At 37.6% G+C, this 11,275-nt stretch carries 6 protein-coding genes; 2 read left to right on the plus strand and 4 right to left on the minus strand.

Going from position 1 to position 11,275, the window contains the following annotated elements; genetic code table 11:
• Positions 1-219 precede the first annotated feature (219 nt).
• Together E2R67_RS11565 and E2R67_RS11570 are read left to right on the plus strand one after the other, a co-directional pair.
• A complete protein-coding gene (locus tag E2R67_RS11565) occupies positions 220-1,308 on the plus strand; it encodes a porin (protein ID WP_134291112.1) in 1,089 nt (362 codons plus the stop codon).
• A 1,033-nt stretch (positions 1,309-2,341) separates the two neighbouring features.
• Positions 2,342-4,141: a sodium:solute symporter family transporter gene (locus E2R67_RS11570; RefSeq protein ID WP_134291113.1), complete on the plus strand. Its 1,800-nt coding sequence runs from the start codon at positions 2,342-2,344 to the stop codon at positions 4,139-4,141.
• A 548-nt stretch (positions 4,142-4,689) separates the two neighbouring features.
• On the opposite strand, the gene E2R67_RS16885 is transcribed toward E2R67_RS11570, so the two are convergent.
• The 4 genes from E2R67_RS16885 to E2R67_RS11590 form a co-directional block, all read right to left on the minus strand.
• Complete coding sequence (locus E2R67_RS16885) at positions 4,690-6,498, minus strand: polysaccharide lyase family 7 protein (RefSeq protein WP_243837006.1); 1,809 nt, start codon at positions 6,496-6,498, stop codon at positions 4,690-4,692.
• A 196-nt stretch (positions 6,499-6,694) separates the two neighbouring features.
• Positions 6,695-7,021, minus strand: coding sequence for a hypothetical protein (locus E2R67_RS11580; RefSeq protein WP_134291114.1), 327 nt, complete (start codon positions 7,019-7,021; stop codon positions 6,695-6,697).
• Between the two features lie 655 nt (positions 7,022-7,676).
• The gene (locus E2R67_RS11585; RefSeq protein ID WP_166739377.1) at positions 7,677-9,323 is read right to left on the minus strand and encodes a cadherin repeat domain-containing protein; all 1,647 of its coding nucleotides are present in this window, start codon (positions 9,321-9,323) and stop codon (positions 7,677-7,679) included.
• Positions 9,324-9,413: 90 nt separating this feature from the next.
• Positions 9,414-11,275 (minus strand): cadherin repeat domain-containing protein (locus E2R67_RS11590; RefSeq protein WP_134291116.1); only part of this gene is annotated, 1,862 nt, incomplete at its 5' end.

The following is an 11,275-nucleotide window of genomic DNA, read 5'->3' on the forward strand; positions in this document are numbered from 1 at the left end:
CTGTTTCTTTATTTATCAATGACTTGTGATGTCATGACAAGGTAATAAATAAAAAGTTCCTGCAGTTGCAGGAAAATAATTCAAGTGTTAGTCTCGTTATCAGTCAGCAGCCAAAGGGTTGTCAAGACAACGTGTTATCGGGATTCGATGCAACGTATTAGAATTAGTAGTACAAATAAAAAACTTAATTTTTAATAAAACTTTATAGGGAAATTTAATATGAAAAAGGCACTCTTAGCAGTTCTTATTCCATCACTTCTTGGCGCTACTTCAGCATTTGCTGGCGGTGTTGATTTAATTAAAAACGATGATATGACACTTAATTTTAATGGCGATATAGATTTAAAGTCATATATAACTTTTACCGATACTGACGGTGATTATAAATCAAATAGCGGTGAGACTGAAGTTATCTTTGATGATATCGATTTCAAATTTACTTGGCATGCAAGTGACAATTTAGATTACATTGCGGGTATGGATTTAACTGCCGATCCTGATGGCTACACTGAAATTGGCGCTGCAGTAGGTGTTTTCTATGCTTGGGCAGGTTTTAACCATAGTCAATATGGTCAGCTAACTTGGGGTAACCAAATTACATCATTTGATAATTTTGGTATTGATACTGCTGAGATTTGGGGCGGTGCAGCTTCAGGTAAGCTTGATGGAAGATCAACTGAGCATTCTAATGCTTTAGTGTATGAAATTGAAATTGATGATCTTACTATAAGTGCAACTTATGGTATTAATAATGAAGACGATAGTGATGACTTCAAAAATGCTAAAGTTATGCAAGTTACCGCTTTCTATAAACCAGGTGATTTACAAATTAATGCCGGTGTAGGTCATACTACTGGTTATAATCAAGATTCAGCAGATTTCGCACAAGTTTCAACTGCAGTTTATGGTCAAGCTGAAGTTGAGTATCAAATGGGTGATATCTCTGTAGCTGGTTTAGTGGCTTACCAAGACGCAGCTTATGAAGATAACTCTGCTAACACAGGTTCAGACTTTACTTCTACTGGTGTTGAATTTGATGTGACATACAAATTAAGTAGCACAGTTAAACTATCAGTTGGTGGTGATTACATCACTCAAGATATTGATAATGTAAGTGATAATGATGCTTATATGGATCTGTTTGTTGCGTCTAAGCACACATTAACTAAGAATGTATACTTATTAACTGAGTTAGCAATGCAACAAGGCGACTTAATTGAGTATAGAGCTGATAAAGATTCTGTTTCAACAACTTCACTTGATGATGCGCAAGTAAAAGTTGGTTTCTTACTTAACATGCAATTCTAATTTAAGTTAATTAGATAAATACAATCAGCGCTCGGAGTTAATTCTTCAAGCGCTTTTTTGTTTAAGACTCTTTGTTATATCGTCTATTTTGCAATGGCAATGCTTTAAGCACGTTCTCGTTTGTCTCTTTATTATTTAGTTTATAGTTTACTCACACCATCTGAACAATTCGTTTTACAAAATTAATTTTCTTACTTCTTTTAATTTTCATTGATCTTCGCTTTTTTCTATTTGTAACCTTGTTAGCCATATTTATTCAACGCTTATTTTTAGCAGCGTGATTTTTACTTTGCCCTAATTTTTGCATTAGTGAGTACTTAGCTCATCTCCTCGCTCCAAGCCTGTTACTGGTTATTCTTGCTGTTAATCGATTAAATCTAGTTTGTTATAGGAAATAATCGTTCTATGGCTGGAAATGGCTTATAAACCTTATTTTGCATATTGTGTTATTGAATGAATAGCAATGAATGTAGAGATCGCTCAGTTTGCTTTTTTTGTGCGAATTTTATCCCATGGAGCATTCATCTAGTTACGTGTAAATGCATCTAAGGTTTTATCGAGTTGTTAACATATTGCTTTTATTTTCCGAAAAATAAGTGATTTTAAGTATTAATTCGGACTAATTATAAAAATAAATATGATAAATCGATTTATTTTAAACAAGTGTCGTTTTCTAAATATTGTCTGTTAGGAACGGGTTGTTCATAAAGTGTTTTAAATCAATAGAATGCGTTATTTTTGTGTTTATTATTTTCTGTTTTTTTATTTTAAAGTCTGTACAAAATTTATTCTGTAGTCATACATTTGCAATGAAATGAAATTAAAATGTGATCAGGCTCTTCTGTTTTAAATTTTGCACTTTTTGCCAATCCCTAGCGAGTACTGATGACTACTACATTTGAGTTAGATCAGTAAAATGTCTGGTAACGCGATTTTATTATGATTTCAATCACACTATCACTCTATTGTAATACAATTAATGGCCACACTCATATATTGTCTGCGCATTCTTAATAACAAAAGGGTTTTTAATATGGACTTTAATATTCTGGTAGTGGGAATTTACTTCCTTTTCCTTATTGCCATTGGTTGGATGTTTAGAACATTCACATCTAATACAAGTGATTACTTTCGTGGGGGCGGTAACATGCTCTGGTGGATGGTAGGGTCAACTGCCTTCATGACACAATTTAGTGCTTGGACATTTACTGGTGCTGCCGGTAAAGCTTACAACGATGGTTTCACTGTTGCGATTATCTTTATTGCTAACGCGTTCGGTTACCTAATGAACTACTTATACTTCGCTCCGAAGTTCCGCCAACTACGTGTTGTAACTGTAATTCAAGCAGTTCGCCAACGTTTTGGTAGTAAAAATGAGCAAGTATTTACTTGGACAAGTATGCCAAACAGTGTAATTAACGCTGGTATTTGGTTAAACGGTCTAGCAATCATTGCTTCTGGTTTGTTCGGTGTTGATATCGAAGTGACTATCTGGGCAACGGGTATTGTTGTACTTGTTATGTCGGTAACAGGTGGTTCTTGGGCGGTAATCGCATCTGACTTTATGCAGATGGTTATTATCATGGCTGTAACAATTACATGTGCAATTGTTGCGTTAAACCAAGGTGGTGGTATTTCTAATATCATTGAAGGATTTGAATCTACAAGAGAAGTTACTTTCCTTGTTGGTACTCAAGTTAACTACTTCACTATCTTTGCATTATGGTCATTCTTCATCTTTGTTAAGCAGTTCAGTATTACTAATAACATGCTTAACTCTTACCGTTACCTTGCGGCAAAAGATTCTAAGAATGCTAAAAAAGCAGCATTACTAGCTTGTATCTTAATGACTATGGGTCCTCTAATTTGGTTCCTACCAAGTTGGTACCTAGCATCTACTGGTGTTGAATTAGCAGCTATCTACCCTGAAGCTGGTAAAAAAGCAGCTGATTATGCTTACCTTTACTTCGTACAAGAATACATGCCTGTAGGTATGGTTGGTTTACTTATTTCTGCAATGTTCGCGGCAACCATGTCTTCTATGGACTCTGGTTTAAACCGTAACTCAGGTATCTTTGTTAAAAACTTCTACCAAGTTGTTTTACGTCCAAAGGCGACTGAAAAAGAATTAGTAACTTGTTCTAAAGTAACCTCTACTGTATTTGGCCTTGTGATCATCTTCGTAGCGTTATTCATTAACTCTCTTAAAGGTCTAAGCCTATTTGACGTTATGATGAACGTGGGTGCTTTAATCAGTTTCCCTATGACGGTTCCTGCTTTCTGTGGTTTCTTCATCCGTAAAACTCCGGATTGGGCTGCTTGGGCAACGTTAATCGTTGGTGCTGCTGTATCTTACTACGTTGGTTTAGTTATCTCTGCACAAGACATTCAAAACTGGTTTGGTCTAGAGACTGCATTAACTGGTCGTGAATGGAAAGATCTTAAAGTTGGTCTTGGTCTATTAGGTCACATTGTTATTACGGGTGGTTTCTTCTGTAGTACTATGCTCTTCTACAAGCCATTATCTGCAGAGCGTGAGAAAGATGTTGATACATTCTTTAACAACTTAGCAACGCCTTTACGTAATGAATCTAGTGCACAAGCTGTACTTGATAACAAACAACGTAAAATGTTGGGTATGTTAATTGCTTCTGCTGGTGCAGGCATCATGGCTATGTTCTTCTTACCAAATGCATTTGTACCAAGCTTAGTGTTTGTTCTATGTGGTGGTATCGTGTTAGGTGTTGGTCTATTACTGATTAACGCTGTAGATGCTGATTCAGAGAACAAAAAAGATGATGACGATGAAGATAAACTTCCTGAACTAAGCTAATTAGTTTAAGCAAGTGATTCATTATTAACATTAGTTAATAGAAAGCGGTTAGTTTATCTAACCGCTTTTTTTTGCTTAAAATTTCATATTAACTATTTTAGTTTTTCTTTTACTCTTACTCTTACTCTTTACTGATGCGCTTAGATAATTTTTAAACTCATTGATCTTTACTGTTGTCATCATGTTATAAAAGGTTTAATTGGAGACACTTTAAACTGTTTAATTTGGTAACCATGATATTGCTATGTATCAATGAATAATTGCTCTTATATTGTCTTAATTGCTTGCTAATATACTCCATACGAAGAAATTACTAGGTAGGATTGCTTGTTGTAAAAAGTGGTAGGGCTGGATTAGTATTTATTAATCAGTAAGCATTAGAGAAGCTGTTTTTATTGAAGGAGTTAAAATACTTAGGAGTAGAGATTAAATAAAATTTAAAAGAGGAAATTATGAATATAAAAGGTAAAACACCTGTTATCAACATTGTTTATATTGGTAACAGGCATTCTTTATTCTAATCGAAGTTCAAAAGAAGAATATTAATATTAATGTGACACGGTTAAATAATAAAAAGTAGCTTGAACATAATCATCAGCTTCAGCGCCGTAATCATCATTACCGTCTTCATCTTCATCAACAAGTTTGTTTTGGTTATAAACACCGGCTTTGAAATACATATAATCTTCAGTTTCAACTCCATCTTTTGTGTAATAACCATCAGAATATCCACTGTTGCTCATGTCCACTTCTTCTTCAATCGTACTGCCATCTTCACGAGTGATTGTTACCGTCATGATGTCGCCTACAACATCGATTTCGTAACTAAACTTTTCATCTAGTTCGATGCCGTCTGAGGGTTCATCTGCATCATCATCTCTAGATCCTATCATTTCATACCATTGCTCATCGTTGCCATTACTTGGCTCATGAGCGAAATAGACGGAACCTTTTGTATGGCCTGGTAATAAGCGATAATAAATGCGAATCGGCTCATCACTGGCTGCATGAATTTGACCAATAATCACTCGCCCGACATAACTATCTTTACCTGTTGTTGTCACATGGTTCACTGCGAGTGTTGCAACCATATTTCCATCAACACCGCCGGCTTTATTTTGTAAATCCGTTGGTACTGAGCTAAACACCCAGTTATTTCCATTAACACCTTGAGTGCTGATGCTCGTGTCTGTTCCTCGTAACATTTCTCGTAATTCGGTACGTGTATAGGTTGTGTTTTTTGATGTAATAGCCCCATCGATATAGTCTTTGAAAACCATTCCGCCGTCACTAGTATCGGTCCAAAAATAATCGGCTAATTGGTAGTCATCATTTAAATCCTCCACGGTAACCGTTGTGGCTTTTTTATAACCATCACCTTCTCCATTATCAATTGGGACACTTAGGTTCCATTTTGATAAATCAAAGTTAGCAGAAGGGGCAAGAGATGAGTCTAATTCACTAATTAATAAACCATCGCTATAGGTAAGAGTTTTAAATCTTACAACGCTGTTACCATTTGTGTATTGGTTGTATACACCTGCTTTAAAGTAACTGTATAGTGCAGCCCAATAACTGATATCATGATCAACCATTTTAGTGCCATCTACATTAACCACTAATTGTGAATTACCTACTTTAACTTCAAAGTCAGTGGGATTATCTGCATCGTAAGCACCGAGGTAAAAATTGTCGTATGAATCTGGACAGTTCGGATTGTAATTATCTCCATCAACGTCTGAACATTCATAAGCGTTGGTTTTAATGATCGCCCAGTATGCATTACTATATGAACCTCCATCTGTACCATCATCGCTTCGACTCTCTCCATCCCAAACAACCCGTAATAAAGGATGTGACAAAACAGTGTTGTCGGTTGCGTTATTTTCACCTTTATTATGAACTTGTAATAGAGTTATTTCCTCACCATCAGTACTATTTGCAACTGACTCTGTTGGTGAAATAGGGAGGATCTCTGCACTTAATGTATAGGTTGTTTCAGTTGAGTCGGTTAAGAAATTTTCTGTAAAGCGTAGCTCTGTGCGGTTACTTTTACCTTCCATTTCAAAAGTTAACCAACCAGAGCTTTTATCAACGTAAAAGTATTCTGAGCTGTAGTCTTCATAATCACCAGCATCTACAACATCACTTTTAGAACAACTTTCATTAATATCACCATCGGTACAATCAGAAAGGTCTGTTTGCTGGAGATTGGCATTATTCAATGCATTTCTATATTTAGAATAATCGTAAGGTATGGATGAATTGGTGGTACTTGTTGAACTACCGTTGCCACTATCTCCACAAGCGGCAAGGAATAGTGCTAAAAAAAGAGTTCTCGTTAAATTATTTTTCATTGTTAACTTCCATATTTTATTGTTGCCCTGGTAGGGTATTTTTATAACTAGCACTTTATAATAGACGCTATTTTAAAAGGTGAGAATTTTTATTCTTTGAATGTTATTTTATGAGTTATATAATCTTTAAGTTATATCGAATATAAATTTTACAGATTGTATTTTTGTCATCTACAAAGATAAAACTGATTTATTTTTATAAATCGATTTCTGCTATGGTTGCTTCTGCAGAGCTCGAGTAGGTTGAACTGAGCGCTTCAGCTTCTGAGAAACCAGTATCAAAGTTTTCAGAGAGAACGGGATTTCCTGCTTCATCTGCAATAACTACATTGTCCGCAATCATCTCATTGGTTGATTGTTCGCTACTATTACCGATACGGAATTGTATATGTGTGACAGGATTACCTGCAAAAATGCCAACGTAAGGCCCATATTCAGTTGAGCTGTCATCTAAAGAAAGCCAATAGTTAGTATAGTCCCATCTTATTTTTGCATTAAGTGGAATATTTTCAGAGTAAGTCAAACCTTCAATAAGCTGTTGGCTTTTAGCGGCATTTCTATAATTTGTTAAACCGTTACTTACAAATTAAATTTCACCGACTAAGTTGTTTGATGATGCAGTACCACTATAGACATTAATATAAGCCGTATTATTAATGCTTTCATCTGCTTCCCGTTGCTGTTGAATTCTGTACAAAAACTATATTTATGTTTTATTGTATTTACTTTTCAACGGCTTATGATGTATTTAATTTGCTTTTTCAGAAGTTTTTTGTTGTTTAGATAATTTGTTCTTGAGATGATTTTTGATTTATTTGATTCGCGACCTGAATTTTTTATGCAGGTTTTGATTTAAGTAAAAAAATGTATTTAAAAATGAATTCCCGTTACCATTTAATATGTAGATTACACGCTCTAAAGAATAATGAGAACAATAAACAAGTATTAAATGATTAATAGTTGTTATTAAGTATGATTCGATTATTGTATTTCACTATTCTTTTTTATTGGTAGAAAACCTTGAATCAGTTCATTAATCAAGGTTTAAGAGAATAAAGGAGCTGTAGGAATGTTGCTATTTGCAATGTTGTTACTATTTCCTATAAAAACGTTAATTATAAAAAATAAAAGGGTTGTTTGAGATGCATAACGCTACCCAAACACGCCTTAAAATAAAACTAAACGAGACCTTGAGAAGTCAAAACTCCGGATGGTAAAGCCGTTAACGTAAAGTTGCCGCTAAGCGTATTTACTTGAACGCTTGGATCGCCATTCGTGCCTGCTGACCATAAACGGACTGCAGTATAAGAGTAGTTAGACTGTGACAAGGTAAAGTACCCTGCGTCTAATATTACCGCCGCCCTACCATAGCTTGTTTTATAAGTCGTCCGATCCGGTGCGGAATGAGTTATGCCATTAATTAAATTGTTTGAATATCCTGTAACTGGATTGCCATCACCTGACACCAACACAACAAAATCATCACTTCCTAAGTTACTCGCCCCTTCCCAGATATCGACAGGTTCAGCAGGTTGACCACTCACAATGATATAAATGGTATAAGACACATCCGCATCAAAACTTCTATCTGAATGGCTAGAGTTTTCACCATTGACCAAATCAAAAACAACGATAGAGGTGTCCATTGCAGCTTCGCCTGCGTAAGCATCCGTCGTTGCTACATTCCCCTCTGTATCCACTGAAAACCCTGTTGTGATTTGAATAGAATTGTCTTCTGTCAAATCATCAAAATCATCACTGCCTTCTAGGGAGCTTGCTGCCGTGTCTGTTAGCGTAATGGTTAACGTATTGTCATCTTGCACAGACACACTGTTGATATCGCTCAGGCTAAAATTAACATTGTTGCTATCGTTATTATCCGTATTAATGTCCCACGTTAAATTATCCCAATTGAGGTTGTCTTTGATGTCTGTTGTTGCATCTTCCCCGTCAGACAAAAGCGTGTTCATGTCTGTGCCAATTAACGTCAGTGTGTTACTGGCTTCATCGTAAGCGGCGCCAGTAAAAATATTGGTTGGCGCGACTTCGTTCAAATCATTTATATCCAATGACACAGCTTGTTCAGACTCATTGCCCGCTTCGTCTGTGGCCACCACATTAAAGTTGTAACTGGATTGAGTCTCGTAATCTGGATCGGCAATTAAGGTCACGTCACCTGTTGTGGAATCAATGGTAAATAAGCTCGCGTCGTCACCAGACAAGCTGTAAGTCACTGGGTTGTCATCCGTTGCGGTAACGGTATAAACCACTTGATTCGCACCACTGTTTTCGTCAATAGCGGCGGCCGTTGTTCCTGAGGTAATTTCTGGTGCAGTTGTATCTGGCGTTGTACTTGAGCCAGAATCAGAATCAGAGCCCGAAACCGCCGCCCCGGCGACAACTGCAGCAGAGCCTAATCCTGCTCCTACAAGTTGCAATGTACTTAACCCTAGAAAACTAGTTTCAGCCTGCCAGACTGCACCTTGTGCAATAATGTTGCCGCTAGCATCAAGACCAGAGCTGCTGATAACCATATTTTCTGCGGAAGCTGCACCATTAATAAGGGATTGCGAACCATCAACGACATATTGAGAGCCATCGACAGTGTAAAATTCTTCAATATTTGCAACGGATTCACCTTCAACTTCTAAGGTTAAATTATCGCCTTTACGTGTTAATGAAAGGTCTTCTATGACTGGGTTACCCTGTTCATCAAGCAAGGTATAAGACGCAGAAGGGGCGGCTGGAATATTGCCATTTTCAATGCCATTTAAAGGCAATACTTGAGTTCCTTCAGCTGTTGTAATTTGTAACTGATAAGCCATTATCATTTCCTGTAACTTTTAAAATCTAAAAAACAAAAAAGGGTTGTTCCAGACGTATAAAGTCACCTAAAACAACCCTTTAAAATAAAACTAAACAAGACCTTGAGAGGTTAATATGCCAGCTGGTAATGTATTTAAAAATGGTCTTGTTTGATTCACTGATGTTTGCGCTGGGACATTAGGATAACTCCATCCGCCATCCCATAAATCAACGGCTCCTCCTTCGGAATTATTAACTTCACGCCTGATATTACCACCCGCAGTAAAACGAGCGGCACTACCTAAACTTGTCTCCCACAACAGAATACCTCCAGAAGACGTTCGTACGTTGGTAATTCCACCAACATTCACAATTGGGTTACTCGCATCATTACCAACTAGAAGGATCAAATCATCACTGCCAAGATTGTTCGCTTCAGACCATGTGGCAAAATTATTATTAAGACTGTTAGTATCAGAATCTACAACGATATAAATGGTATAAGATACATTCGCATCAAAGCTCCTATCTGAATGACTAGAGCTTGTACCATTAACCAAATCAAATACAACAATAGAAGTATCTCGCTCCATCCCATCCGTTGTTGATATATTGCCAGCTGTATCGCTAGAGAATCCTTCGCTAATAGTAATCGAATCATTACTGGTTAAAGGATCAAAATCAGTGCTACCTTCCAGTGAACTTGCTGCCGTGTTTGTTAGCGTAATGGTTAACGTATTGTCATCTTGAACATACACGCTGTCGATATCACTCAGGCTAAAATTAACATTGTTGCTATCGTTATTATCCGTATTAATGTCCCACGTTAAATTGTCCCAATTGAGGTTGTCTTTGATGTCTGTTGTTGCATCTTCTCCATCAAACAAAAGCGTGTTCATGTCTGCACCAGTTAACGTCAATGTATTACTGGCTTCATCGTAAGCGGCACTAGTAAAAGTATTGGTTGGTTCGACTTCGTCCAAGTCATTTATGTCCAATGACACAGCTTGTTCTGACTCATTGCCCGCTTCGTCTGTGGCAACTACATTAAAGCTGTAGCTGGATTGCGTTTCATAATCTGGATCAGCAATTAACGTTACGTCACCTGTTGCGGAATCAATCGTAAATAAACTCGCGTCGTCACCAGACAAGCTGTAAGTAATCGCGTTATCGTCAGTTGCTACAACTGTGTAGACAACTTGGTTTGCGCCACTATTTTCGTCAATAGCGGCGGCCGTTGTTCCTGAGGTGATTTCTGGTGCTGTGTCATCCAAATCATTTATATCCAATGACACAGCTTGCTCTGACTCATTGCCCGCTTCGTCTGTGGCAACTACATTAAAGCTGTAGCTGGATTGCGTTTCATAATCTGGGTCAGCAATTAATGTCACTTCGCCTGTTGCGGCACCAATTCCTGTTATGGCACCAATTGTGAATAAACTCGCATCATCACCAGACAAGCTGTAAGTAATCGCGTTGTCGTCGGTGGCAGTAACCGTATAAACCACTTGGTTTGCACCACTGTTTTCATCAATGGCTGCGGCCGTTGTTCCTGAGGTGATTTCTGGTGCTGTGTCATCTAAATCATTAATGTCTAAAGACACTGCTTGTTCAGACGTATTGCCTGCTTCGTCTGTGGCAACCACATTAAAGCTGTAACTGGATTGAGTTTCATAGTCTGGATCAGCAATTAACGTCACGTCACCTGTTGCAGAATCAATGGTAAATAAGCTCGCGTCGTCACCAGACAAGCTGTAAGTCACTGGGTTGTCATCCGTTGCGGTAACGGTATAAACCACTTGATTCGCACCACTGTTTTCGTCAATAGCGGCGGCCGTTGTTCCTGAGGTAATTTCTGGTGCGGTTGTATCTGGCGTTGCACTTGAGCCAGAGCCAGAATCGGAACTCGAAACCGCCGCCCCGGCGACAACTGCAGCAGAGCCTAATCCTGCTCCTACAAGTTGCAATGTAC

Source organism: Psychromonas algicola (assembly GCF_004378355.1).
Taxonomy (GTDB): Bacteria; Pseudomonadota; Gammaproteobacteria; order Enterobacterales; family Psychromonadaceae; genus Psychromonas.